Annotated in this window: 23 protein-coding genes; 11 read left to right on the top strand and 12 right to left on the bottom strand. The window is 71.3% G+C overall.

Features of this window, described 5'->3' with window-relative positions:
- Positions 1-25 precede the first annotated feature (25 nt).
- On the bottom strand, positions 26-2287 hold the full coding sequence (locus tag ABD481_RS33570; RefSeq protein ID WP_344669855.1) for a putative bifunctional diguanylate cyclase/phosphodiesterase: 2262 nt from the start codon (positions 2285-2287) through the stop codon (positions 26-28).
- A 99-nt stretch (positions 2288-2386) separates the two neighbouring features.
- Complete coding sequence (locus tag ABD481_RS33565) at positions 2387-3793, bottom strand: FAD-dependent monooxygenase (protein ID WP_344669854.1); 1407 nt, start codon at positions 3791-3793, stop codon at positions 2387-2389.
- Between the two features lie 142 nt (positions 3794-3935).
- On the opposite strand from ABD481_RS33565, the gene ABD481_RS33560 reads away from it, so the two are divergent.
- The 3 genes from ABD481_RS33560 (at position 3936) to ABD481_RS33550 (ending at position 6489) form a co-directional block, all read left to right on the top strand.
- Complete coding sequence (locus ABD481_RS33560) at positions 3936-4265, top strand: cupin domain-containing protein (RefSeq protein ID WP_344669853.1); 330 nt, start codon at positions 3936-3938, stop codon at positions 4263-4265.
- A gap of 843 nt (positions 4266-5108) precedes the next feature.
- Positions 5109-5567 (top strand): T3SS (YopN, CesT) and YbjN peptide-binding chaperone 1, encoded by a 459-nt coding sequence (locus tag ABD481_RS33555; protein ID WP_344669852.1) that lies wholly within the window; start codon positions 5109-5111, stop codon positions 5565-5567.
- Between the two features lie 4 nt (positions 5568-5571).
- Positions 5572-6489 carry a S1C family serine protease gene (locus ABD481_RS33550; RefSeq protein ID WP_344669851.1) on the top strand — a complete coding sequence of 306 codons (918 nt, stop codon included), beginning with the start codon at positions 5572-5574 and terminating at the stop codon, positions 6487-6489.
- A gap of 28 nt (positions 6490-6517) precedes the next feature.
- Here the strand turns inward: ABD481_RS33550 and ABD481_RS33545 are convergent, their stop codons facing one another.
- Positions 6518-7159, bottom strand: coding sequence for an MBL fold metallo-hydrolase (locus ABD481_RS33545; protein WP_344669850.1), 642 nt, complete (start codon positions 7157-7159; stop codon positions 6518-6520).
- A 38-nt stretch (positions 7160-7197) separates the two neighbouring features.
- Between ABD481_RS33545 and ABD481_RS33540 the strand changes: the two genes are divergently transcribed.
- Together ABD481_RS33540 and ABD481_RS33535 are read left to right on the top strand one after the other, a co-directional pair.
- Positions 7198-7818, top strand: a complete 621-nt coding sequence (locus ABD481_RS33540) for a MarR family winged helix-turn-helix transcriptional regulator (protein WP_344669849.1) — start codon at positions 7198-7200, stop codon at positions 7816-7818.
- A 6-nt stretch (positions 7819-7824) separates the two neighbouring features.
- Entirely contained in the window at positions 7825-9378 is a 1554-nt protein-coding gene (locus tag ABD481_RS33535) for an alpha/beta fold hydrolase (protein ID WP_344669848.1), read from the top strand.
- Positions 9379-9421: 43 nt separating this feature from the next.
- Here the strand turns inward: ABD481_RS33535 and ABD481_RS33530 are convergent, their stop codons facing one another.
- Together ABD481_RS33530 and ABD481_RS33525 are read right to left on the bottom strand one after the other, a co-directional pair.
- The gene (locus tag ABD481_RS33530) at positions 9422-10162 is read right to left on the bottom strand and encodes a Rieske (2Fe-2S) protein (protein WP_344669847.1); all 741 of its coding nucleotides are present in this window, start codon (positions 10160-10162) and stop codon (positions 9422-9424) included.
- The gene (locus tag ABD481_RS33525; RefSeq protein ID WP_344669846.1) at positions 10159-10779 is read right to left on the bottom strand and encodes a sigma-70 family RNA polymerase sigma factor; all 621 of its coding nucleotides are present in this window, start codon (positions 10777-10779) and stop codon (positions 10159-10161) included. Before ABD481_RS33525 ends, ABD481_RS33530 begins: the two co-directional genes overlap by 4 nt.
- Before the next feature lie 370 nt (positions 10780-11149).
- Between ABD481_RS33525 and ABD481_RS33520 the strand changes: the two genes are divergently transcribed.
- The 5 genes from ABD481_RS33520 (at position 11150) to ABD481_RS33500 (ending at position 15518) form a co-directional block, all read left to right on the top strand.
- Entirely contained in the window at positions 11150-11698 is a 549-nt protein-coding gene (locus ABD481_RS33520; RefSeq protein WP_344669845.1) for a cupredoxin domain-containing protein, read from the top strand.
- Between the two features lie 110 nt (positions 11699-11808).
- Positions 11809-12729 (top strand): metallophosphoesterase family protein, encoded by a 921-nt coding sequence (locus ABD481_RS33515; RefSeq protein WP_344669885.1) that lies wholly within the window; start codon positions 11809-11811, stop codon positions 12727-12729.
- Complete coding sequence (locus ABD481_RS33510; protein WP_344669844.1) at positions 12726-13151, top strand: hypothetical protein; 426 nt, start codon at positions 12726-12728, stop codon at positions 13149-13151. Before ABD481_RS33515 ends, ABD481_RS33510 begins: the two co-directional genes overlap by 4 nt.
- Positions 13152-13169: 18 nt before the next feature.
- On the top strand, positions 13170-15236 hold the full coding sequence (locus tag ABD481_RS33505; protein ID WP_344669843.1) for a S9 family peptidase: 2067 nt from the start codon (positions 13170-13172) through the stop codon (positions 15234-15236).
- Positions 15237-15269: 33 nt separating this feature from the next.
- Positions 15270-15518, top strand: a complete 249-nt coding sequence (locus tag ABD481_RS33500) for an SCO4226 family nickel-binding protein (RefSeq protein WP_344669842.1) — start codon at positions 15270-15272, stop codon at positions 15516-15518.
- A 135-nt stretch (positions 15519-15653) separates the two neighbouring features.
- Here the strand turns inward: ABD481_RS33500 and ABD481_RS33495 are convergent, their stop codons facing one another.
- The gene (locus tag ABD481_RS33495; RefSeq protein ID WP_344669841.1) at positions 15654-16295 is read right to left on the bottom strand and encodes an SRPBCC family protein; all 642 of its coding nucleotides are present in this window, start codon (positions 16293-16295) and stop codon (positions 15654-15656) included.
- Positions 16296-16432: 137 nt separating this feature from the next.
- Between ABD481_RS33495 and ABD481_RS33490 the strand changes: the two genes are divergently transcribed.
- Positions 16433-17071, top strand: coding sequence for a TetR/AcrR family transcriptional regulator (locus ABD481_RS33490; protein ID WP_344669840.1), 639 nt, complete (start codon positions 16433-16435; stop codon positions 17069-17071).
- A gap of 542 nt (positions 17072-17613) precedes the next feature.
- On the opposite strand, the gene ABD481_RS33485 is transcribed toward ABD481_RS33490, so the two are convergent.
- From ABD481_RS33485 to ABD481_RS33460, 6 genes are all read right to left on the bottom strand, one after another.
- Entirely contained in the window at positions 17614-21009 is a 3396-nt protein-coding gene (locus ABD481_RS33485) for a molecular chaperone Hsp90 (protein WP_344669839.1), read from the bottom strand.
- Between the two features lie 42 nt (positions 21010-21051).
- Positions 21052-21864 carry an ABC transporter ATP-binding protein gene (locus ABD481_RS33480; RefSeq protein ID WP_344669838.1) on the bottom strand — a complete coding sequence of 271 codons (813 nt, stop codon included), beginning with the start codon at positions 21862-21864 and terminating at the stop codon, positions 21052-21054.
- Positions 21864-22625, bottom strand: coding sequence for an ABC transporter ATP-binding protein (locus tag ABD481_RS33475; RefSeq protein ID WP_344669837.1), 762 nt, complete (start codon positions 22623-22625; stop codon positions 21864-21866). Before ABD481_RS33475 ends, ABD481_RS33480 begins: the two co-directional genes overlap by 1 nt.
- Entirely contained in the window at positions 22622-23617 is a 996-nt protein-coding gene (locus ABD481_RS33470; RefSeq protein WP_344669836.1) for a branched-chain amino acid ABC transporter permease, read from the bottom strand. The genes ABD481_RS33475 and ABD481_RS33470 overlap by 4 nt, the downstream gene beginning before the upstream one ends.
- Positions 23614-24507: a branched-chain amino acid ABC transporter permease gene (locus ABD481_RS33465; RefSeq protein WP_344669835.1), complete on the bottom strand. Its 894-nt coding sequence runs from the start codon at positions 24505-24507 to the stop codon at positions 23614-23616. The genes ABD481_RS33470 and ABD481_RS33465 overlap by 4 nt, the downstream gene beginning before the upstream one ends.
- A gap of 142 nt (positions 24508-24649) precedes the next feature.
- A complete protein-coding gene (locus ABD481_RS33460; RefSeq protein WP_425559351.1) occupies positions 24650-25861 on the bottom strand; it encodes an ABC transporter substrate-binding protein in 1212 nt (403 codons plus the stop codon).
- Positions 25862-25930: the final 69 nt, after the last annotated feature.

The raw sequence follows: 25930 nt of genomic DNA, 5'->3' as shown, positions 1-25930 counted from the left end.
CCAGGAACACCGCTGCCGCCCCGACCTAGGCCCCCACCCCAGCCCCCACCCCAGCACCCAACCCAACCCCAGTCCCCAACTCGCCACTCAACAGCTCCCCGAACTTCTCAGCGCTCAGCGGCTTGGCGAACAAGTGGCCCTGCGCGAAGTCGCAGCCCAGCTCCCGCAGCCGCCCGTGCTGCTCCGATGTGGCCACGCCCTCCGCGATCACGTGCATGCCCAAGGCGTGCGCCAGCGTCGTCACCGCCACCACGATCGCCTCGTCGCCGCGGTCGCGCGTGAGCCCGTCGACGAACGTGCGGTCGATCTTCAGCGCGTCGACCGGAATGTCGCGCAGGTGGCCCAGCGAGGAGTAGCCGGTGCCGTAGTCGTCCAGGGCGATCATGATGCCCGCGGCCGAGAACGCGGCCAGTGCCGACCGGGCCGCCAGCGACGCCTCGTGCACCGCGGTCTCGGTGACCTCCAGGCATATCTGCCCCGGCGGCACCTCGTGCCGGCTCAGTATGTCGGTGAGCGCCGTGACCAGGTCCGGGTCGTGCGAGAGCTGCCGGTTGGACAGGTTGATCGCCAGCGTCAGCATGTCGGCCTCCGGGTCGCACCCCGGGTCCGCGCGGCAGGCCGCGTTCCAGGCGGCCAGCTGCCGGCAGGCCTCCTCCAGGACCCAGCGCCCGATCGGGACGATCAGGTGCGTCTCCTCGGCGACCTCCAGGAACTCCGCCGGGGCCAACAGCCCCCGGTCCGGATGGCGCCAGCGGATCAGCGCCTCGGCGCCGACCACCTGCCCGACCGACAGGTCCACGATCGGCTGGTAGACCAGTACGAACTCGTCCTGCTCCACGGCGCGCCGCAGGTCCTGCTCCAGGTTCATGCGCTGCACGGCGCGCTCGTGGGTGGCCGGCTCGAAGAAGCGGTAGCCGCCGGACACCGCGCCGCCGGCCTTGGCCTGGTACATCGCGGCGTCCGCGTCCCGCAGCAGGGCGTCCACGGTGGTGGCCGGGCCGTCGGCCAGCGCGATGCCGATGCTGGCCCGCACGTGCATCGCCTGCCCCGCGCACGGGAACGGCAGCAGCAGGCAGTCGATGATCCGCTCGGCGATCGCCGCCGCCTCGGCGTAGCCCTGCACGTCCTCGCACAGCACCACGAACTCGTCGCCGCCGAACCGGGCCACCAGGTCCCCGCGCCGCACCGCCAGCCGCAGCCGGTCGGCCACCGCCACCAGCAGCTCGTCCCCGGCGGCGTGGCCCAGGCTGTCGTTGACCAGCTTGAACCGGTCCAGGTCCAGGAACAGCACCGCCAGCCGCCCGTGCTCGGCCGCCCCGAGCTCGATGGCCTGGCCGATCCGGCTCATCAGCAGCGTCCGATTGGCCAGCCCGGTCAGCGGATCGCGGACCGCCTGCTCCTCCAGCGCCTCCTCGATCCGGCGCCGCTCGGTCAGGTCCCGGCTCACCGCCAGGATGCTGAGCACCGCGCCGTCCTCGTCCACCTCCGGCACGAACCGGGTGTGCAGGTACCGCGGCTCGCCCTTGATCGCGACGCTGAACTCCCGCTCCAGGCCCTGGCCGGTGGCCAGCACCTGCCGCAGCGTCTCCTCCCACGAGCGCAGGAACTCCGGGCTGTAGCCGCGCTCCCGGGCGGTGTGCCCGAGCATGTCCTCCAGCCCCACGCCGGTCAGCTCGGTGGCCACCGGGTTGGCGTAGGTGCAGCGCAGGTCCCGGTCGTACCGGGTCATCAGGTCCGGACTGGACTCGATCAGCGTCGTCAGTTCCCGGCTGACCTGGTCCAGCTCCGCGGTCCGCCGCATCAGCTGGCGCTCGGCGATCTTGCGCGCGGTGATGTCCCGGCTGATGCCGAAGGTGCCGATGATCCGCCCGTCGAAGTCCCGCAGCGGCTGCTTGCTGGCGCTGAGCGTCTCGTCCTGGTCGGTGTGCGGCCGCAGATGCGGCTCCTCCACGTCGTTCACCGCGCGCCCGGTCCGCATGATCATGCGCTCGGTCTCGAACGCCGCCGCGGCGTGCTCGGAGGTGAAGTAGTCCCGGACCGTCTTGCCGATCATCTCCGCCGGGTCGACCCCGGTGAAGGCCGCCGCGGAGTCGCTGACCCGCAGGAACCGGCTGTCGCGGTCCTTGAAGTAGATCATGTCGGCGCAGGCCGACAGCAGGTTGTGCAGACAGATCCGGTCGAGCTCGGCCGGATCCAGGGACTGCGGATCACGCTCGGCCACCGGCCCCTGGTCAGGTTCCCGCCCGCGGTCCCCCGCGCCGGTCTGCCGCCCTGCCGCACTCGTCATCGATGCGTCCTGCTCCCTGCGTCCGAGTGGTTCACGATGGCCCCCGGGATGCGATCTTCATCATATCCGAGCGCACCACCGGTGCTCCTGGGAACGGGTTTACTCGTCGCTGACATGCCCGTCCGGCCGCACCACCAGCAGCCCGGGCGCCCCCCAGCCCTCGGCCAGCGCCCACTGCGGGCCCACCACGCGCTCCGCGACGACGTCGCCCGACCCGCCGCCGACCGCCACCCGCACGAACTCCGGACCCACTCTCCGCAGCAGGTCGTAGAGCTGGACGCGCTCGCCGTCGACCTCCAGCTCCAGATCGGGAACCCGGCGCCCGTCCCCGCCCGGATACCGGACGTCGATCCCGGACAGCCGCCGCGCGTACTCCAGGTTGACCTCCGGATGCCCGCCCAGCAGCGCCTCGAACCGCGCCCGCAGCGCCACCCCGTCCGCACCGGTCGCCGCGACCAGGGCCATCTGCGCGCGCACGTCCTCCAGCACCCGCTCCCCGGCCGGCCGCCGCTCCGCCTCGTACCCGTCCAGCAACCCGTCCCAGGAGAGCCCGTCCCGCTCGGCCCGCACCGCCCCGGCCAACCGCCACGCCAGATTGTGCGCGTCCTGGATCCCCAGATTCATCCCCTGGCCGCCCATCGGGAAATGCACATGCGCGGCATCCCCGGCCAGCAGCACCCGGCCGTCCCGATACCGGTCCGCCTGCTTGGCCGAGTTCCCGATACTGGACACCCGCTCGGCCGCCCCCATGCCGTAGTCGGTCCCGGCCACCCGCACCATCGACTCCCGCACCGCCTCGGCCGTCCACACCGCCGACACGTCGTTCATCACCGCATGATCCACCGTCGACACCACGAACCGGCCGTCCGGCAACGGAATGGCGAAGAACACCCCCCGCTCCCCGGTCTGCATGTACCGCTCCGGCGGCGGCGGATCAGCGAGCTCCACCAACGCCGTCGGACACACCATGCTGTCCACGTTCCCGCTGAACCCGATCCCGGCCCCCTCCCGCACCGCACTGTGCGCCCCATCGCACCCCACCACGAACCGCGCCGCGACCACGCCCTCCACCCCGTCCTCGACCACCCGCACCACCACCCGCCCCGCCTCCTGCTCCAACCCCACCACGCTGCGCCCCCGCAGCACCTCACCCCCGCACCGATTCAGATGCTCCTCCAGCAACTGCTCCGTATGCGCCTGCGGCTGCAACAGCACGAACGGGAACGACGTCGGCAACGCGGTGAAGTCCAACCGACTCGCCCCCATGGCGAAATGCCACGTCGGCAACCGCCGCCCGACCGCCAACAACCCCGCCGCGACCCCCCGCGACTGAAAGATCTCCACCGTCCTCGGATGCACCACGAACCCCCGCGACCACCCCACCCGCTCCCGCCGCGCCTCCACCACCACAACCCGCACCCCGGCAGCACACAACTCGGCCGCCACCCAACACCCGACCGGCCCCGCCCCGACAACCAACACCTCGGCGTCCACGGACGGCCCCATCAACTCCTCCTCGAGCGCAAGTACGAACGATGATAGCCGCCCCACCACGCCCGATACCCCCGACCCACCGCCAATACCGTGCACCACCCCCCACTCCATGATTCGATCAGAACACTGTCCGAACCAACCCACGGCGGCCCCCATGCAAAAACTCTCCCTCGAAGCCCTCTCCCGCCACCACCTCACCCAAGCCACCACCGCCCCCACCGGCCGCAGCTCCGAAACCGTCTACGGCGGCCACGAACACACCCTCCGCCAAACCCTGATCGCCCTCCGCGCCACCACCGAACTCGCCGAACACGCCAGCCCCGGCGAAGCCACCCTCCTGATCCTCCACGGCCGCATCAGACTCCACACCGCCACCGAGAGCTGGGACGGCCTGGCAGGCGACCTCCTGATCCTGCCACCGACCCGCCACAGCGTGGAAGCAGTCGAGGACGCGGCCTTCGTACTGACGGTCGCGAAAAACTAGCAGCACCGAGCCAAAACCAGCCCCCGCAACCGACCGCCGCCACAACCGCCAGCGCCCAAACGCGCCCAGCCCCACCCCGCCGACGGCGGCCGCCCAATCCGGCCACCCACCCCACGGCGACCGCCGACGGCCAGCAGACCCGATCGACATCACAACCGGCTGCCCCGCCACCACTACCGGCGGCGGCCAGCAGGACCGGTCAGCATCACGACTGATCGCCTCGCCACCTCCACAACCGGCGGCCAGCAAAACCGGTCAGCATCGCGACCGGGTGTCCCGCCACTACTGCAACCGGCGGCGGCCAGCAAGACCGCTGGTTATCGCAACCGACTGCCTTGCCACCATCACAACCGGCAGCGGCCAGCAGAACTGATCACCATCACAACTGGCTGCCGGGCCGGCATCATAACCGGCGGCGGCCAGCAGAACGGGTGGTCATCGCGACCGGTCGCCTCGCTTTTTGCCAAAGTTAGGTCTTCGGTTCCGGTCTTTCCGTCGCTTCGGCGGGCGTAGCCAATCGCGCCGCCCAGGCGGTGTCAAGGCTCGCATGAGCTGGGGCACGGCACCCAAAGGGTCGCCTTGATACCGCCTGGGCGGTGTGATTCCTTCAGGCGACGATGCGACGGAAAGACCGGAACCGAAACCGGAACCACAGCGCAAAGCCGCGCCAGCCCGCCCGGCCCCACTCTTTCCAGAGCGAGGCCCTCCCCGGAGGGGCCGCCGGAGGCGCAGTTGACTTTGATCTGGCTTGGCTTGGCTTGGCTTGCTCGACTCGACTCCCCCCACCCCACCCTCACTCAACTCACACCTTCCCCCCACCCCCACCCCGTATAAAGTCTGCCCATGGCGAACGTAGAAATGATCCGCGCCTTCGTAGCACGCGTCCTAGAAGACGGCGGCCTGGTAGAGGGCCGCGCCGAGCCCGACTCCGACGGCGACTTCCAGATCCGGCAAGGCAGTTCCCTGTACTGGGTCTCCCCGGGGCAAGCCGGCGACGAGTCGGGCCTGGTCCAAGTCTTCGGCATCGTCCTTGAGGACGTCCCGCTGTCCCGCAAGCTCCTCATCGCGGTCAACGAGATCAACCGCGACTACCTCTGGGTCCGCTGCTTCTGGCACGAGCGTCGCCTCACCCTCGCGCGCGACCTGGCCGCCGACAGCCTCACCGCCGAGGCGTTGATCGGCGCCTGCGCGCAGATCGGGCACATTGCCGACGAGCAGGACGACAAGTTCAAAGCGTTGATCGGAGCCGGTCGCACCGCCTTCGAGGACGAGCCCGACGACGCGGACTCCGTGGAGGTCTGAGCCGATGACCGCCATATCCGCGATGGCCGCGCTCAGTGGCGAGTTGGCGGACCTGATCGAGGCGGTGATGCCCAGCGTCGTGGCCATCCGTGGGGAGCGCGGCGCCGACGGCTGGACCGCCGGCTCCGGGTTCGTGCTGGACGACGCCTGCCACGTCGTCACCAACAACCACGTCGTCGATCAAGCCGAGGACCTGGTCTGGACGGCCGCGATCCACGGCTATCCGACCCAGCCGATCAAGATCCTGGGCCGCGACCCGCTCACCGACCTCGCCGTCGTCGAGCTGACCGAGCCGCACGAGGCGTGCCTGGAGCTGCGCCGGACCCCGGTCCGGCTCGGCGAGTTCGTGCTGGCGATGGGCAATCCCCTCGGCGACTACCCGGAATCGGTCTCCGTCGGCATCGTCAGCGGTCTGTCCCGGCAGCTCCAGTCGCCGCAGCACGAGCGGCCGCTGCAACAGCTGATCCAGACCGACGCGGCGGTGAACCCCGGCAACTCCGGCGGCCCGCTGGTCGACCTGTCCGGCGGTGTCGTCGGTGTCAACACCATGATTCGCGACGACGCCCAGGGCATGGCCTTCGCCGTCCCGGCCGCGACCGTGGCCCGCATAGTCCCGCAGCTGATCGCCGACGGCCGCGTCACCCGCGCCGCGCTCGGCATCGCGGTCCACGCCCGCGATGTGGACGTCGACGGACGCACCGCGAAGCGCGAGATCGTCACCAAGGTGAAGGCCGCCGACAGCCCGTTCCGGCCCGGCGACGTCCTGCTGAGCCTGGCCGGTCAGGACGTCGACGGCCACGCCGCGCTGTTCGACCTCCTGGACGGTGCGCTCATCGGCAAGGCGACGCCGGTGCAGGTGCAGCGGGACGGCAAGCGAGTGACTTTCGACGTCGTCCCCGCCCGCCTCGTGGACCGCACCTAGCTCCAGGCGGCGCTCCAGAAGGCCGACCTCAGACCTCGACCATCTCCCCGACCGGCAGAATCCCCACCGCGACCTCGGTCAGCATCTCCGGACTCAGAAACCGGGCGAACGACTGCTGACCGAGCTCGCTCAGCATCACCTCGTGGATCTGGATCGCCCGCGCCGGCGCGACCTCCCGCACATAGTCCGCCGCCGCGCCGAGCTGCGTCCACGGTCCGCTGATCGGCACCAGCAGCATCTCCACCGGCGCCGGCGGGACGTGGTACGCGTCGCCGGGATGATAGAGCCGCTCATCGACGTAGTAGCCCACGTTCACAGCCCGCGGAATGTCCCGATGGATCTCCGCGTGCAGCTCGCCGAACACGGCGACATCGAACCCTGCGACTCGAAACGTGTCCCCGGCCCGCACCGCGGTGACCTGTCCCCGCCGCGCCGACCAACGCCCCACCACGGCCTCGGGCCCATAGACCCGCAACTCGGGCCGCTCCTCCAAAGCCTGCGCGATCAACGCCTCGTCGAAGTGGTCGACGTGCTCATGCGTGATCAGCACCGCCTCCGCCTCGACGACCGCCGCCGCGGCGTTCGGAGTGAAGGCGCCCGGATCGATGACGATCCGACCGCCGTCGCCGGTCAGCGAGACGCAGGCATGAGCATGTTTGATGAGTTCCACAGTAAGAACTGTACAGTATCCCCTGTAGAATCTACCCTATGACGGTGTCCCACACCGCCGCTCCCGCCGCCGCCTCCGCTCCCGCCGCCGCCTCCACCGCCACTCCCACCGCCGAAGCCCTCGCCTCCCACCTCCGCTCCGCAGTCAGTGTCCTGGTTCGCACCACCCGCACCGTCGACCGCCTCCCCCCGATCCCGGCCGCCACCCTCGACCTCCTCGACGTCCGCGGCCCCATGACCACCGCCGACCTGGCGGCATCCCGGGGCGTACGGCACCAGACGATGGCCGCGACGGTCAAAGACCTCACCGACGCCGGCTACATCACCGCCGTTCCCGACCCCGCCGACGCGCGCAAGAAGAACCTCACGCTGACTCCATCCGGCAAGAACATGATCGAGACCGACCGTGCCCACCGCGTGGCCGTCCTCGCCACCGCCGTGGAACAGAGCCTTGACACCGACGAACGCCAAGTCCTGGCAACAGCCCTGGCCCTCATAGACCGCCTCGCCGCAGCCATCCCCTCAGTCGTCCCCTCAACAGTGCCCTCAGCCATCCCCGCAGCCATCCCTTCAGCCATCCCCTCAGCAGTGCCCGTGTCCCCGCCCACCGGTATCGTCCGAAGAGGTCGTGAAAGCCGTGCCCCCCACCCAAGGACGTGACGTGACATGCCGAGCACCACGAACGAGGAAATGGTCCGGGCAAACGGCGTCGACCTGTGCGTCGAGCAGTTCGGCGACCCGGCGCACCCGACGATCCTGCTGGTGCACGGCGCCTCCGCCTCGATGCTGTGGTGGCCTCGTGAGCTGTGCGAACGCCTGGCCGCCGGACGCCGCCACGTCATCCGCTTCGACAACCGCGACACCGGACGCTCCACGACCTTCCCGGTGGGCCGTCCGGGCTACTCGCTCGCCGACCTGGCCGACGACGCGATCGGGATCCTGGACGCCCTCGGCGTCGAGCGCGCCCACCTGATCGGCCGATCGATGGCCGGCGGCATCGTCACGCTGGCCGCGCTCCTGCACCCCGACCGCGTGGACTCCCTCACACTGGTCAGCACCACCACCGGCGGAGCCGGTCTGCCCGGGATGGCGCGGGAGTTCATCGAGTACACGAGCACCCGGCGCCCGAATCCGTCCGACCCCGCCGACGTCGTCGACTTCATCATTGGCCTGATGCGCGTCTACGCCGGCGAGTCGCCGTACTTCGACGAAGCGGCCGAAGCGGCCGTGCGCGCCATCGCCGAGCAGGACCTGACCCGCACCGCCGACATCGCGGCCTGCCTGACCAACCACTTCGCCATCGACCTCAGCGTGCCCGACCGCGCCGCCGGACGCACGGTGGACGTCCCGGTCCTGATCCTGCACGGCGACCTGGACCCGGTCTTCCCGCCCGCCCACGCGCTCGCCACCCAGCAGCACTATCCCGGCTCGCAGCTGGTGATCCTGCCCCGCACCGGCCACGACCTCCCGCCCCAGACCTGGGATGTGGCCGTCCCGGCGATCCTGAACCACACTTCCGGCGGCTGGGAGGCCGAGGCCGAGCGCATCTTCACAGCCGCCTCCGCCGCCGGTGACTCAGCAGGCTGGTTCGAGACGCTCTATAACGCCGGCGCGGAAGGAAGCGTGGAGCTGCCCTGGAGTCGTCGCGAGGCGCACGCGCTGCTCGTCCAATGGGCTACGCAGAACAACGTCTCCGGCGCCGGCCGCACCGCTCTCGTCGTCGGCTGCGGCCTCGGCGCCGACGCCGAGTTCGTCGCAGAACTCGGATTCGACACGACTGCCTTCGACGCGTCGGCGACGGCCGTACGCATCGCCGAGCAACGCTTTCCGGGCACCAAGGTCCACTACCAGCACGCCGACCTGTTCGAACCGCCCGCCGACTGGTCACAGAGCTTTGATCTGGTGGTCGAGATCTTCACCGTCCAGGCCCTGCCCCGGTCCTTGCGGGACCGGGCCATCAGCGCCATCAGCGACTTCGTCGCCCCGGACGGCACGTTGTTCGTCGTCTACGCCATCGAGGACAACGACGACAGCGACAGCGACACCGACACCCCCACCACCGACACACCGCCCTGGCCCCTCACCCGCGCCGAGGTCGAATCCTTCGCCGACGGCGACCTGACCCTGGTCACCCTCGAAAAGGCCGAGTTCCCGGGCCGCCCCGGCGAACACCGCTGGCGCGGCGAGTTCCGCCGCCTCCCCGCCGATTTGCCGCTCTGAAGCTCTGAAACTCAGAAGTTCCGAAGCACCGAAGGGATCATCATCACGCACTCGGAGCCGGCCCACTCTCCGACGTCGACGGCTCCTGACCCGCCATCGGCGCGTACACCTGGATCTGCTCGCCGTCGATGCGCACCGGCAGCCGAGGCAGCGCCGGTAACGGATGGCTGCCGTGCGGACGCGTCAGCGGCGCCCCGGCCAACGTGAACGTCGCCCCGTGGCAGGGGCACGCGAGCTGCTCGCGCGGCGGATCCAGGCGCAGGCGGCAGCCCTGGTGCGTGCAGATCCCCGAAACCGCCTGCACCCGTCCGGACGTCCGGCGCAGGAACCCCGTGACCGCGCCGAGGTCGAACGGCAGCGTCGCCCCCTCCGGCAGGTCCGCGGCGGCCATGACGCTCTGCCAGCGGCCGCTGTCCACGCTCAGTTCGCCCTCGGCCATCCCCGCCGCCGACGCCGGACCGATGACCGCGCGGTCCACCGCGACCGCCGCGGCGACGCTGGTCGCAGTGAGCGCCGTCGCCGCGAGAAACCGGCGGCGGCCCCGGGGGCGGTAGGCGGCCGGGACGGCGACCTCGGCCGCCGGGCGCGGGTCGTCGTGCTGCTCGGCCAGGCGCCGCCGCAGGTCCTCGACGAACGTCTCGCGCGGGCGCTGTGCGTCCGGCACCGCGGCCGCCAGGTCGATCGCGGCGCGCGCGATGGCCAGGTCGTCCTCGGTCGGTGCGAAGTCCTTGGGGCGGCGCCGGCGCAGCAGGCTGTCCACGTAACGGTCGATCGGGCGCTTCATGACGCTTCCCCTTCCTTGTCGAGTCCCGCGGCACGTCGCAGGGCACGGTGTTGCAGCACCTTGGCGTTGGCCACCGTCACCCCGAGCTCGGCGGCGGCCGCCTTGATCGAATAGCCGCGCAGGAAGCGCAGGGTCAGGATGGCCCGCTGCCGTTCCGGCAGCGCGGACAGGATCGCCCCGAGCCGCGCGGTGTTCCGGCCGCTGCGCTCCTCACCACCGGTCTCGCTGAAGTCTTCCAGGTCGAAGGCGTCGACGTCGATCACCGTGACCTGATGCCCCAGGGTGGCCCGCCAATGCGAGGCCAGCACGGTGCGCGCCGTGGCCAGCAAATAGGAGCGGACCTCGCCGACGCTGGCCGTGGTGCGCATCGGCCCCAGCGCGGTCAGGAACACCTGCGAGGTCAGGTCCTCCGCGTCGGGGCGGTTGCCGACCTTGGAGTACATGAGCCGGTAGATGCGCTCGACGTTGTCGGCGTAGATCGCTTCCCAGCCCGGATAAGCGGCCGTCGGTAAGGACTGCGGCGCTCTGGGCTGTGGTGCTCCGGCCTGGCGGTGCGGCGCGGCCTTGCCCGGCGGCGCCGCGTCTCCCGGATCCGCGGGCACGGCGAAAAGGGCCATCCGTGATCGACCTCGCAGGGACGTCTGAGGGAGCCGGCGGGTCCGGACTCACAGACAGATAGCGATCCGGGTTACGCCGGATCGGGTCATGTCGTCGGACCGAAACGAACGGCGAGGGCGAACGGCTCAATCGCGGCCGCCGCGCCCGGCTTCCGACACCGGTCTCAGGCACCAGTCTCCGCGCCCGGCTTCCGAAACTGGCCTCCGACACCGGCCTCCGACACCGACTTCCGACACCCCGAACCAGCCCCCTGTAACCCCTCCAGCTATTCCTCCACAGGGCGCCGGCCGGTGCGCGCATCCCGCACCGGCCGGCGCTTGCTCCCCGGCCCGGTCGTGGTCGGACAGTGGAAAACAGGAGTCGAATCTTATGAATCCGAGAGTCAGCCGAATCCCCGGCCCGCCCGGGCGGCTGCGAGGGTCGGGCCTCGGCGCGGTGGCGCTCGCCACCTTGCTGCTGACGGCCGCGTGCGGCAGTTCGTCCCACCCGGCCGCGGGCAGTGCGTCCACCGGGATCCAGCCCGGCAGCGGGCAGTCGCTGGCCGGGGCGCCCGGGGCGACCGGTACCGCGCCGGCGGCCGGGACGTCCGACAGTTCGTCGATGGCCGGTATGACGATGTCCGCGACCAGCGGCGGGTCCGCCGCTCCCGCGGCTCCGGCGACCGGGAACACGGTGAACATCGCCGGCTTCGCGTTCGCCCCGGCCGCGTTGACGGTGAAGGTCGGGACCACGGTGACCTGGACGAACAAGGACTCCGACGCCCACACCGTGACCAGCCAGGGTTCCGGTGGCCCGTTGCAGTCCAAGGCGCTGGCCGACGGCGAGAGCTTCTCCTACACGTTCACGACGCCGGGCACCTACGCCTACCTCTGCACGATCCATCCCTTCATGACCGCGACCGTGACGGTGACGCCATGACCGACTTCACCCCCGACACTCCACCCGAGATTCCGTCCGACTCTCCTTCCGGCTCTCCATCCGGCACCCCGTCCGCCAACCCACCCGCCAACCCGTCCGACCCCGACGGCATGAGCCGCCGCCAGCTGCTCCGCCACGCCGGCTGGTTCGGCTCGGCCGTCGTCCTCACCGTCGCCGGCGGCGAGGTGATCAGCCACGTCGCGCACGACAAGGACAGCTCGGCCGCCGCCGCGGCCGCCGCGGACGCCAACGCGCTGCGCTTCGTGCAGATCTCCGACAGCCACATCGGCTTCGCCGGCCCGGCCAACACCGACGTCACCGCCTCCTTCGACGGCGCCATCGACCAAGTCAATGCCCTGGGTTTCCGGCCGGACTTCGTCATGCACACCGGCGACCTGACGCACACCTCCACCCCGGCGCAGTTCGACCAGGTGCGGCAGATGCTCGGCGGCCTGCGCACCGGCCGGGTGTTCACCGTCCCCGGCGAGCACGACTCGGTCGGCGACAGCGGCAAGGGCTACCGCCAGGCCTTCGGCGCCAACACCTCCGGCGACGGCTGGTACTCCTTCGACACCCACGGCGTGCACTTCATCGCGCTGGTCAACACCCTGAGTCTGGAGAAGCTCGGCCACCTGGGCAACGACCAGATCGACTTCGTCCGCAAGGACGTCGCGGGCCTGAGCTCGGACACCCCGATCGTCGTGTTCAGCCACATCCCGCTGTTCGCCATGTATCCGGCGTGGGGCTGGAGCACCGACGACGCGTTGCAGGTGCTGAACCTGCTCAAGCGGTTCGGGTCGGTGACCTGCCTCAACGGCCACGTGCACCAGCTGTTCAGCAAGACCGAGGGCAACGTCACCTTCCACTCGGCGACCACCACCGCCTATCCGCTGCCGGCCCCGGGCAAGGCCCCGGCCCCCACGCCGCAGGTGCTGCCGGCCGGACATCTGAAGGAGGCGCTGGGCATCCGCTCGGTCACCTACAAGACCGGTACTTCGGCCTTGGCCATCACGGACCAGAGGCTGGCATGAGAACCAGTACCCTGACCGACCTGATCCTGCGGATCCTGGCTGCCGCCGCGCTGGCCGTCAGCGGCTATATCCACGCCCAGCTCTATGTGGCCGACTACCGCTACATCCACGTCGTCGGCGTCCTGTTCCTCGTGCAGGCCAGCGCCTCGTTCGCGCTCGCGGTCCTGCTGCTGGCCGGGCCGCCGCCGCTGATCCGGCTGGCGGCGGCCGGGGCCGCCGCCGGCGCGCTGGGCGGCTTCCTGGCCTCGCGGACCGTCGGCGTGTTCGGCTTCACCGAGCACGGCTGGGATCCGTCGCCGCAGTCGCTGCTGAGCGTCCTGGTCGAAGTCGCCGTGCTGCTGTTCCTGGCCCCGGCGCTGGCCGCCATGGGCGGCTGGGCCTGGTCGGCGTCTCGCACGCGAGTGCGGGCGGTCCGGGCCTGAGGTGTGGTCCAATCAGTCATGCGCGAATCAGAGCCCGAACTCGCGGCGGAGCTGCTGGTCGACCGGGCGATCCCCGGGATGGCGGCGCTCTCGCCGGATGGTGCGCGGATCGCGTACCTGGTGAGCGAGGCGGCGGCGGATGGCGAACGGCACACCGGCCTGTGGACGGTGCGGACCGACGGCGCGACGCCGCCGACACTGCTGACGCTGCTGGCTGGAAGACTGGTCAGGACCGGAGGTCTGCGCTGGTCCGCCGATGGCCGGTCAGTGTTCTGTCTTTCGGACGGCCGGCTTCTGCGTATCCGGCTTGAACAGCCCGGCTCGGGCGCCGCGGTCGCCGCACCCGAGCCGATCGCGACGCACGAGGGCGGCATCGTCGCCCTCGTGCCGTTCGCGGACGGCCGTCGCCTCGCGCTGATCACCGGCGGCGAACCGGACGCCGGCCGGCTGCGGCGCGCGGGGGAGGGCGACGACGCCTACGTCTGGGGCACTCAGGTGCCTGGCAATCGCCTGTGGATCTTCGATCTCGCCGACGCGTCGTGGACGCCGGTCGCGGCGTTCGACCGCCGACATGTGACCGCCGTAGCGGTGCGTCCTGATGACGCCGCTATTGCGGTAGTCAGTCGGGAGTGCGCGCTGGAGGATCCGGGCGTCTTCACCGGTCGGCTGAACGTGGTGAGTCTTGCTGACACGGCACCCTTCGCCACGGCCGTCGCCCCGGCCCTCGCTCCCGCTCCCGCTCCCGTCCCCGCCCTCGACCTCGGGCCAGTCGGCGTCGACGCGATGGCGCCGGCCTGGTGGCGTGTCGCAGGACGCTGGCACGTCGCCTACATCGCGGCGCCCTTGGGGCGGCCTGTGGGCTACGGCATCTTCGACGTCGACGTCCCCACCGGCCTCTACGCCGACGAACGCAGCAGCTTTCCGCGCCGTCACCACGATCTGACCCCGGGAACCGCGGCCTGCCCGCTGGAACTTGTCCAGACGGACGGCTCCCACCTGCTGGCGCTGTTCGCCGAAGGGCTGGACAGCCTGGTCTACCGGCTCGACGGGAACCTGTCGCTGCGGTGTCTGATCGCCCGCACCGGGCACCTCGAATCGCTGACGGTGAACGCACGCGGCGACACCATCGCCGCGCTGGCGAGCAGCGGAACCCAGCCGGTCGAGGTCCACGCCGGACCGGCTAACGGGCCCTTGCGGCCGCTCACTCGCATGCAGCATGCCTTCGACAGGATCGTGTGGGGCACTCAGCAACGCGTCGTCCACCGCGCGGCGGACGGACTCGAAATCGAAGGCGTCCTGGTGCTGCCTCCGCACACCACCAGCGCCGCCGGCCCTTTTCCCCTGATCACTCTGATCCATGGCGGCCCCTACGCCCGCCACGTCGACGCCGCCGCGTTCCAGGAACAGCCTTGTCCCCAGTGGCTCGCAGCCGCCGGCTACGCCGTCTTCCTCCCCAACCCGCGCGGCAGCCTGGGCCGTGGCCGGGCCTTCGCCCAGACCGTGCTCGGCGCGGTCGGCACCGTCGAGTGGACCGACATCCTGTCCGGCGTCGACGCCCTGATCGCCGACGGCACCGCCGACCCGGACCGCCTCGCCGTCATGGGCTGGGGCCACGGCGGCTACCTCGCCGCCTGGGCCATCACCCAGACCCGGCGCTTCCGGGCGGCGATCATCGGCGCCGGCATCAGCAGCTGGCCGCTCCAAGTGGCCGGCGGCGACCTCGGGACCCGGGACGGTATCCTGGCCGGCGCTTCCGGCTGGGACGAGAACGAGCTGTCCGCGAGGCCGCCGAGCCCGCCGAACTCGCCGATCACCCACGCCTGCCGCATCCGCACCCCGGCGCTTCTCCTGCACGGCGAGGACGACGCGGACGTCCCCCTCAGCCAGTCGCTCTACCTGCACCGGGCCCTCCGCCACTACGGAGTCGACCACGAACTCGTCGTCTATCCGCGCGAGGGCCACGACATCCGGGAACGCGCCCACCAGCTCGACGTGATGCGCCGCTGCGTCGCCTGGCTCGACCGCCGGCTGCCGGTCCGGAATTTCACCGAACAGGCGAGATCGCGGGAACGGGACAATGCTTGAAAGGACGACCACGGCGAAAGGAAGGTGGTCACCGTGGCGACCTTCATGGATGTCCACAAGGGCTTCGTAGGTGTCACCGACGCCCAGCTGAAGGAAGCGCACGCGGCCGACCTCGCCATCGAGGGCGAGGAGGGCGTGCACTTCGAGAAGGCCTGGCTCGACCCGGAGTCGGGCATGGTCTTCTGCCTGTCCACGGGTCCCAGCAAGGAAGCCGTGATGCGGATCCACGAACGCGCCGGGCACCCGGCGAGTGAGGTTTACGAGGTGCCGATCACGGTGTGAGCGGCGGTGTGTGAGCGGCGGTACCCGGCGAACCAGGTGGAACGGTCCCGCTGATTACCCGGCGAACCAGGTGGAACGGTCGCGCTGATCCCGACTCAGGATCCTGACCCAGGGTCTCGGGTCGGGATCAGCGTGTCACCTGGTCCGCGCCTCAGCGGTGGCCTTCAGCTCCGCCAGCCACGCCTCCAGCCCGCCGCCCAACAGCTGCGTCGCCATGTCCACGTTCGCGTCCACCTGCGGGCCGGTGTGCGTCTCCTCGGTGCGGACCAGCACCCCGCCGGGCACCTTCGTGAAGTTCCACACGTGGGTGCCGTTGATCAGCAGGCCGCCGCCGACCGCCGGTCCTGTCCAGCGGATGCAGGAGCCGTGCTTCAGCTGCTGCACGGTCGAGGTGATCGTCAGCGTCGTGGCCGGGCTGACGGGGGTGGCCGGCACGGGGGTCGTCCACCGGAAGCTCGATCCGGCCCGCAGCGCACCCTTGCCGTGGTGATCGAGGCGCTCGGCGGACATGACCGCCGCCTGCCAGGACGGCCAGTTCTCGACGTCGGTCTGGAGCCTCCACACGGTTTCCAGCGGCGCGTGGATCAGGATCTGCGTCTTGTAGCGGACCTTGGCGTTGGGATCCACGCCCTGGCCTCGGCACGTCAGGGAACTGACTGAGCCGGAGGCCGGGTCGACGGAAGCCCGCGCGGGCACAGCGGTCGCGATCCCCATCGCACTCATGACGACGACGGCGACAGCGTGGCGCTTGGCACCGCGAACAACGGACACGGACATGACGACCTCCCGAATAGCTACAGCATCTATCGATAGTTAGAAGCTATAACCGCCCCACCGGCCGGTCAACCCCTCCCGTGATACCTTCTAACTAAATCTTCACGGTGTAGCTCCTCCGCGAGTGAAAGGCGCCCGGCATGCCCAAGCCAACCCCCCAGGCTCCGCGCGAGCGCTACCGCGAACAAATCCGCACCGAGGTCAAAGCCCACGCCTGGAACCAGATCGCGACAGCCGGCGCATCAGCGCTGTCGCTCAACGCGATCGCGAAGCAGATGGGCATGAGCGGCCCCGCGCTGTATCGCTACTACGCCAGCCGCGACGAACTCATCACCGAACTCATCGCCGACGCCTACCGCAGCCTCGCGAACGCCCTCCACCACATCGCCGACAAGAAAGGCGACCTCGCCGCCCTGGCACACGGCGTCCGCACCTGGGGCCTGGAGGACCCCCACCGCTACCTACTGATCTACGGCACCCCGATCCCCGGCTACCACGCACCCCCAACCACCACCGCGATCAGCTCAGAGATCATGAAAACCCTCCTGACCGCCGCCACCGCCACGCCCACCACCCCCGACGAAATCGACGCCCACCTGGCCCACCACCGAGCCTGGGCCGGCGACGACCAGATCCCGACCACAGCCCTCCACAAAGCCCTGACATTCTGGACACGAGTCCACGGCGCCCTATCACTGGAGCTGACCGGCCACCTCGACGGGATGGACTTCGACCCGGGGGAGCTGTTCGCGGCTGAGGTGCGGAGCTTGATGAGCTGAGGGGCTGGCCAGAGACAGTCCCCGAACCGACCAGTCCTCGAACCGAAGCCTGAGCGCCGACCAGGGTCGAAGTCTGAGCGGCTCGAAACTGGCCCTCGAACCGAGCCTGAGCACCGGCCCGAGCCAGCTTTCGAGCCGAGCCAGTCCTCGAACCGAAGCCTGAGCGCCGACCAGGGTCGAAGTCTGAGCGGCTCGAAACTGGCCCTCGAACCGAGCCTGAGCACCGGCCCGAGCCAGCTTTCGAGCCGAGCCAGTCCTCGAACCGAAACCCGAGCGCCGACCAAGGCCGAAAACTGAGCGCCGGCTCGAACCAGCGCCCGGTCCGAAGTCCGAGCACCGATTAGAGCCGAAGTCCGGGCGCCGGCCCGAGACAGTCCCCGAACCGACCGGCCTTCGAGCCGAAACCCGAGCGCCGATCAGGGCCGAAACCCGAGCAGCAGCTCGAACCAGCCCCGAACCGAAGTCCGATCACCAGCCCGAGCCGCTGCCCCGCCCACAGCTCTGCCCCCGCATTTCCGCTCCGCCCTTACAGCTCCTCACCCCTACTCGAAGTCCACCTCCACCAACAAATCCGCCGTCCGCTCCGGCTCGGCCAGCATCGCCGCCACCAAGTGCCGCTGGTCCCAGCGGCCGGCGGCCCAGGCGAGGCCGCGGGCCAGGCCGTCGAAGGTGGTTGTGTGCACTGTTCCGTCGACCACGCGCCAGTCGACCTCGGTTCCGTCGGCCAGGATCAGGTCGTCGTGTTCGACGTAGGTGGGCGGTGCGTCGGGTAGCAGTGCTCTGACTGCTTCCGGGACTTCGCGGACTTCGCCGGGTTCGTCGACGTCGGCCTCTATCACGTCGGAGGCCAGGCGTAGGTCGAGGAGGTGGGCGAGGGCCATTGCGGAGCGTAGGGGGATCGGCAGGTACGGGCGTCCGGCGAGGAGGGGGAGCAGGTCCGGGGCGTCGACCACGACCACGTCCTCCGCGTCCGCGACCACCAGTGCGCCGTCGAGGGTTGCTCGGAGGCGGTCCGGGGGTGCCACGTGGTCGGTCGGTACCTCGGCGAGGGTGCAGTAGAGGTCGGTGAGCTGGGATCTGGTCACCGGGCGGGTCGGGTCCGCGAGGCGGTCGAGCAGTTCGTCGGGGCCGCCCGGGGTGGCCAGGAGTTCGCGGGCTGTCGTCTTGACGCCGATGGCGGTCAGGAACTCGACGTCGTCGGCCAGTGCGGCCAGTGCGGCCGGTTGGTCGAGGGCTTCCAGCGGGTCGTAGAGTCCGGCCAGTGCGCTGTCCTCGCCCATGATCAGGTCCGCCGGGCAGCGGCCGCCCAGTACCGGGTTCTGTCCCAGCCACCAGGCCGTCACCGAGGCGACTTCCATCCGGCCGCCGTCGCCGAGCTCCAGGCGTGCCGGTCGGACCACCGCCTGGCGCAGGGCCGGGGTCCGGGCCAGCAGCTCGATCGCCTGCGGCCACGCGTCGTCGCGGACGGTCTCCAGCCCCACCACCGCCGTCAGGTCGGCCACTACGATCGGCGCGGATTCCGGCGGGCTCACGTCCTCCACGTGCTCGGCCCAGTCGTCGAAGCCGTCGACGTCGTCCAGGCTGGCGCCGGCCTCGGCGTCGAGCGCGTCGGCGTCGAGCATCACATCCGCGTCCTGATACAGCGGGAAGGTGTACGCCACCCCCGCCGCGTACAGCACCTCCGGCCGCCAGCGCCCGAGCCACTCGGCGTCCACGAACCCGTAGACGTCCGCCTCCACCACCCCGGCCAGCGGCGATCCCGGCACCGTCAGCTCCCCGGCGGGGGACAGTCCGCCCTCGGAGTCGGGCAGCAGCAGCGCGCCGAGCCCGAAGCGTTCGCCGGGGCGCGGGTCCGCCGCCTGCACCAGGGTGAGCACGGCCGACGCGACGTCGAGCGGGTCGACGGCGTCGCCGAGCACCACCGGGTCGTCGGCGGCCTCGACCGCGTCGAGCACCGCCGGGTCGGCCAGCATCGCGCGCGGCTCCGCGGGCTGCGCCCCGAGCCGGTCCAGCAGCTTCGTCGCGGTGCCCAGCGCATGCGGGTGGATGATGCGCAGCCCGAGCGGAGCGAGCGCCACCAGCGCCTCGGTGCTGAGCGCGGCGACCGGACGGAGCGTGCCGCGCGCGCCGCGCACGGTGCGTCCGTCGGCCAACGGGATCGGCAACGCGGACAACGCGTCGAAGGCCAGCGGATCGTGACCCGCCACGGTCTCCAACGCCGCGTAGAGCGCGGCCCACCACTCCGGTTCGCGCTCCAGCCCGGCCAGCGCTTCGATGACGTCGGCCAGCCCGAGGCTGCGCACGCCGAGCGTGGACAGCGCGGCCTGGTCCCGCTCGAAGCCGGTCGGAAGCAGCCCGGGGATCACGTCCTCCAGTGCGGCGACCAGGTCCTCGGAGTTGGGGGTGACGACTGCGGCGTCTTTCGGGGTCAGCAGGGCCAGAATCACACCGGCGCCGGTGCCGCCTTCGGCCGCGCCCGCGCTACCGGAAGCGCCTGCGCCTCCGAAAGCGCCCGCGCTCTCCTCGAAAGCAGCACCGTCGGCACCGCTCCCGCTCCCGCCCCCGCTTCCGACCCCGCTCCCACCCCGCTCCGCAGCCACCGCCGCCGCCATAGCGGCAGCCGCCGCAGCCGCCGCGGCGGGCAAAAACGCCGTCCGCGCCAGCTGCCCGACGATCCTCCGCCGCAGCTCGGCGTCCACCGGCCCGTCCGCGATCGGCCCCGGCACCAGCCGCAGCAACCCCGGCGTCTTCGTCGGCCAGTCCCGCACCAGCCCGGTGTAGGCGTCGGCCGCGCGATCCAGCAAGTAGTCGGTCAACGCCCCCGGCGCCAGCCGCCGCCGCGTCGGGTCCAGCGGCAGCGTCGCGATCAGCAACGCGGGCAGCCCCAGCGGCTCGTCGGTCGGCGTCGGGCCGTGGAACACCGCCGCCGTCCCCGGGCGTCGCGGTTCGCCCTCCGCGTTGCACGGCACCGCCCACGTCAACGACCATCGCGGCCGCACCCGCTCCTCCACCGGCCGGTCCGCCAGCAGCTCCGGCGGGATCGCCCCGCTCGCCGAGACCGTGCGCCACACCGACGTCCGCGCGCCGTCGGTGATCGTGCACACGCCGTCCGCGCCGCGCACCGCTGTCAGGGTCCGGACATCCCCGTCGACGTCCACCACGATCTCGCTGAGCGCCGGCAGCGCCAGCAGCAGCGCGTCGTCGAGCCCGGCCAGCAGGTCGCGGACCAGGGTCCGGGCCGCCTCGTCCCGCAGCGGCAGCACGACGGCCGTGTCGAACCCGGCCGGCGGCTCGCCGTCCGCGCCGAACGGCAGCCGCAGCACCGGCATCCGCCCCTCGCGGCGCTGGAGCTGGGTCCGCAGCCCGGAGCTCTGCTCCGCCGCGTGCTCCACCTCCCGCAGCGCTTCCGTGCTGGAGAAGCGGACACCGCCATGGCGCGACAGCACGCTCGGCTCGTCGCAGACCGCCAGCACGGCGGCGAAGCCGACCCCGAACCGTCCCACCGGCACGTCGCCGACGGTGAACGCGTGGGCGCCACCGTCAGGACCGTCACCGTCAGGACCGTCACCGTCCGGACCGCCACCGCCAGGAGCACCACCGGAACCGCCACCGGAACCGCCACCGGAAAGATCCTCGTCGATCTTCGCCGACGCCCGCAGCGTGGACAGCCCGACCACCCCGCCGGCGTCCAGCGGCGCCCCGGTGTTGGCCGCGGTCAGGGTCTGCTTGTCCAGCGTCAGCCGCAGCCGGCCCGGCACGCCGGCCCGCAGTGCGGCGTCGGCCGCGTTCTGGGCCACCTCGACGACCACCCGGTCCCGGTACCCGCCGAGGACCAGGTCCTCCTCCAGGTTGGCGTCCTCGCGGAAGCGCACTGGCGAGGCCACCCAGGCCTCAAGGACCCGCTGCCGGATCGCTGCTGTCTCAAACGGATCGCTCACTCGCGGATTCTAAGGTCCAGGGACCCACACCTCGCGGACGTTTCACCGCGTCCCCTCCACACTGTGACCAATTGTTGACGTCGCGTCCTCCGCGCCGACATGCCACATCGCCGAAGCCGCCAGCTCCGGGCGCTCCCGCAACTCCCGCCCGCCGAACTCCCCGGCCGACCGCCCGGCGACCAGAATCGTCACCCGCTCCGCCACCGAGGCCGCGAACGCCGGGCGCGGAGCCGCCACCAGGATGGTCAGTCCGTGCTCCGGCAGACGTCTGATAAGCGCCGCGATGTCCTGCACGATGAGCGGCGCCAGCCCTTCCGTGGGCTCGTCCAGCAACAGCAATCGCGGCTGCCCCAGCAGCGCCCGCGCGATGGCGAGCATCTGCTGCTCGCCGCCGGACAGCTGCCGTCCGCGATGCCCGGCCCGCTCGCCGAGCCGGGGGAGGAGCTCCTTGACGCTCTCCGGCGTCCACACCTCGGCCTCGCCCCGAGCCCGCCCCGACTGCCCGCCCCCACCGACCCACCCGCCCCGCCGACCGAACCCCCGCCCCCGCCCGAACGCCAACGTCAAATGCTCCTGAACCGTCAACCCCGGAAACACCCGCCGCCCTTGCGGCACCAACCCGATCCCCGCCCGGGCCCGTCGATGCGCCGCCAGCCGCGTCACGTCGACACCGCCCACCGACACCCGTCCGCCCGACACCGGAACCAGTCCGGCCACGGTCTGGATCAACGTCGTCTTCCCGGCGCCGTTGTGCCCGACCACCGCGTGGATCGAGCCGGCCGGGATCTCCAGGTCGATCCCGTGCAGCACAGTCCCGCCGTCGTATCCCGCTGTCAGTGACCCCAGGCTCAGCATCAGACCGACTCGCTCTCACCCAGATACGCAGCCCGCACCGCGGCATCGGCGGTGATCTCCGCCGGAGTCCCCGTCGCCAGCAACCGCCCGTCGTGCAGCACCGTCACCGTGTCCGCGATCGCCGAGACGAACGCGAAGTCGTGCTCGACCACCACCACCGTGACGGTCGCCGGCAACGCCCGCAGCGCCGCCAGCAACTGCTCCACCCCGTGCTCGGTCAGCCCCGCCGCCGGCTCGTCGAGCAGCAGCACGCGCGGATCCGCCGCCAACGCCATCGCGATGTCCAGCATCCGCCGCTCGCCGTGCGACAGCGCTCCGGCCGGCCGCTCGGCGAGCCTGGCGATGCCCACCGTTTCCAAGTGGCTCCCGCACCGCGCCGACAGCGCTCTGTACCGGCGCCGCCGCCACACGCCCGACAGTCCCGCGTGCGGCCACGCCGCCAAGGCCACGTTGTCCGCCACCGACAGCGAACTCCACACCGTCGGCTGCTGAAAAGTCCGTGCGATCCCCAGCCGGGACCGCTTCGCACGCGTCGTGCGGGTGACGTCGCGGCCGTCGTAACGGATCCGCCCCGAGCTCGGCCGCAGCTCGCCGGAGATCAGATTGAGCAGCGTCGTCTTCCCGGCGCCGTTGGGACCGATCACCGCGTGGCGACCGCCGGCCGCGAACGCCAGGTCCAGATCGCTCACCGCGACCGTCGCCCCGAACGCCTTCGTCAGGCCGCTGACTTCGATCGCGCCCGCTCCGTCCAGGTCCGTCATGCCGCGCCCTTTCCCCGGCCGGGCAGCCGGATCCGCAGCCCCGCGACCCCGTCGGGCAGCGCGTAGACCGCGATGATGAACATCAGCCCGAGCAGCAGCGGACCGTGGCCGGGGAACGGCCCCGACAGCCAGTCCCGCGTCGCCACGATGAGGCCGGCGCCGAGCAGCGCCCCCAGCGGCGACGTCGCGCCGCCCAGCACCACCGCCAACAGCACCAGCGCCGAGGTGGCGAAGCCGCCGTCGGCCGGCGAGACGTACTGGTTGACCGTGCACATCAACACTCCGCCGTAGCCCGCCAAGGCCCCGGCACCCGTGTACGCCAGCCACCGGTACCGCGCCACCGGATGCCCGGCCGAGCGCATCCGCGCCTCGTGGTCCCGGGCCGCCACCAGCAGCTTGCCGACCGGTGAGGCCAGCACGCGCCAGGTCAGCGCGACGACGGCCGCCGTCGCGGCCAGCACGTACCAGTAGATGTCGCTGTCGGAACCCAGCGCCCGCACCCCGGGCACCGGCCGGACCGGCGGGATCCCGTACATCCCGTCCGTGCCGCCGGTCAGCGACCGCCACTGGCCGGCCACGGCGACCGCCAGCTCGCCGATGGCCAGCGTCGTCATCAGGAACGCCACACCCCGCGTCCGCGTCGCCACCAGACCCGTGACGGCCGCGAACCCGGCCGCGGCGGCCGTGCCGCAGAGCAGCTGCACGACCCCGAGGTCGTGGCCGTGCTGACCCATGATCCCGGCGGTGTAGGCGCCGACCAGGAACGGCGCGGCCTGGCCCATGGTCGGCAGTCCGGCGTAGCCCGCCAGAACACTGACACTCACCGCCAGGACGCCCAGCGCCAACGCCTTCGACAACAGCCCGATGCCGTAGCCGTCGAGCGTCGACGGCGCCAGCAGAAGCAGAACACTGAGGACCGTGATCGGGCCGGCGGCGCGCAGCCACGGCCGGGACCGGAAGACAGCGGCCACCGACTCGCTCGCCGCCGTCATGCCTGGGCCTCCCCGGGCGCGCCGACGCCGAGGTCCGAGCCCCGGAACGTCCGCCCGACCAGCGCCACCGCCATCAGCCCGAACAGCAGATACGGGGCCCAGTCCGACGAGATCGACACCCCGAGCGTCTCGATCTCGCCCACCGCGATCGCCGCCAGGAACGCCCCGGACACCGATCCGGGCCGCCCCAGCACGATCACCACCATCGACAACATCAGAACCTTGTCGGCGGTGTCCGGACCCGGTCCGATGATCGGCGCGCCCAGGCCGCCGGCCAAACCGGCCAGCGCTCCGGCGGCCCCGCACAGCGCCGCGTGCACGCGCCACGGCGCGTAGCCCATCGCCCCGACCATCTCCCGGTCGTCGGCGGTGGCCCGCAGCAGCGCCCCGGCGCGGGTCCGGCCCAGGACGTAGGTCCCGGACAGGGCCAGCACCGCGGCCACCACGATGAACATCAGCCGGTAGGTCGGATATACGTGCCCGAAGAAGTGCACGGTGCCGTTCACCGAGTCCGGCACCACCACGGGATGCTCGTCCCCGCCGTACACCGTGCTCAGGATGTCCCCGCCGACCAGCGCCAAGCCGAACGTCAGCAGGGCCTGGGGCAGATGGCCCCGGCCGGCCAGCGGCAGCGTTCCGGCGGCGAGCACTCCGCCGCCGACCGTGCCGCCGGCCGTCGCGACCACCAGGCCCAGCAGCGCCGACGGCCACGAGCCGTCGGACACCGTGGCGGCCAGGTACCCGCCGAGCGCGAACAGGGTGCCGTGGGCGATGTTCAGCACGCCGCCGATCCCGAACAGCAGCGTCAGCCCCGCGGCCGCGACGAACAGCAGCAGCCCGTAGGCCACCCCGTCCACCGCGGGCACGAGGTGCGCGTTGAGCGTGTCCATGACACCCTTTCGCAGCGTTCTTTCTTCGTGTGCTGTTTCGAGCTCCGGAGCCGGAGCGCCGGAGCGCCGGAGAACCGTGATCCGGAGATCCGGAGATCCGGAGATCCGGAGAACCGTGATCCGGAGCGCCGGAGCCGACCGCTCAGCTGCCGAGCGTCGCCAGATCGCCGATCTTCACGTTGGCCAGCGCGGTGCCGTCCATCTCGACCTTGCGCAGGTACCACTTCTGCACCGGCACGTGGGTGTCCGGCGACAGCTGCCAGGTGCCGCGCGGGCTGTCGATCTGGCCCAGCGCCTTGATCGCCTCGTTCACCTTCTGCGGGGTCGGGTCCGGTCCGGCCTTGGCGATCGCCTGGTCCAGCACCGACGCCGCGTCCCAGCTGTACATGGCGGTGGCCGGCGGCTGCTCGCCGGCGTGCGCCTGCGTCCACGCCGAGACGAACTCCCGGTTCGCGGCGCTGGAGATGTCCGGCGAGTAGTTCATCGAGGTGATGATGCCGTCCGCCGAGCTGCCCTCGGCCTTGAGCGCGCCGCCCTCGGTGATGAAGCCCGCCGCGTACAGCGGCACGTCCTTGGCGTCCGACTGCGCCCAGTTCTTCACGAACGCGATGGCCGAGGAACCGGTGTAGAAGCAGTAGATCGCCTTGGCGCCGGTGGCCTTGACCTTGGACAGGAACGGTGTGAAGTCCTGCGTCGCCGGGAACGGCGTGAAGGTCGCCTTGCCGCCGTCGTTGGCCAGCTTGCCGCCGGCCTTGGTGAAGGACTCGGTGAAGCCGCGGATCTGGTCCCAGCCGCCCTGGTAGTCCGGGCCGAACACGTAGACCGGGCCGCCGGCGTTCTGCGCCAGGTACGGGCCCATCGCGCCGCCCGGGTCGGTGGACATGAAGCTCATCGTCCACAGGTGCGAGGCGTCCTTGACGGTGGGCCGGCCGCCGGTGTTGACCACCGGCACCCCGGCCGCCGTCGCCAGCGGCACCACGGCGTTGATGGTCGGGGTGGCCACGATGCCGGCGATCGCCAGCACCTTGTCCTCCTTGAGCATCTTGTTCGCCACCGGTACCGCCGCCGCGCCGCCGTCGCCCTCGTCGCCCACGTCCAGATTGACCGTGTGTCCGCCGAGTTGGTTGTTGTGCGTGGCCAGGTACAGCTTGAATCCGTTGAGGTGGTCCGGGCCCAGGGCCTTGTTGCTGCCCGACAGCGCGGTGATCAGACCGATGGTGATAGGGGAGTCGCTCTTGGCGGCGGCGGCGGTCTTGCCGGACTTGCCGCTGCTGCATCCGGCGGCCGCGAGCGCGGTGGCCGCACCCAGCGCCACAACGACGCGCAGGCGCGCGGAAACGCGGGACGAGAACAACACAGTCTCCTTATGAAGGGTGAAACTGACGATCCGGCACGGACCGGCCCGACGGCCGGGCGGCCGCGG

The organism is Catenulispora yoronensis, assembly GCF_039531695.1.
Lineage (GTDB): Bacteria > Actinomycetota > Actinomycetes > Streptomycetales > Catenulisporaceae > Catenulispora > Catenulispora yoronensis.
This window is presented reverse-complemented; position numbering and strand designations above follow the sequence as displayed.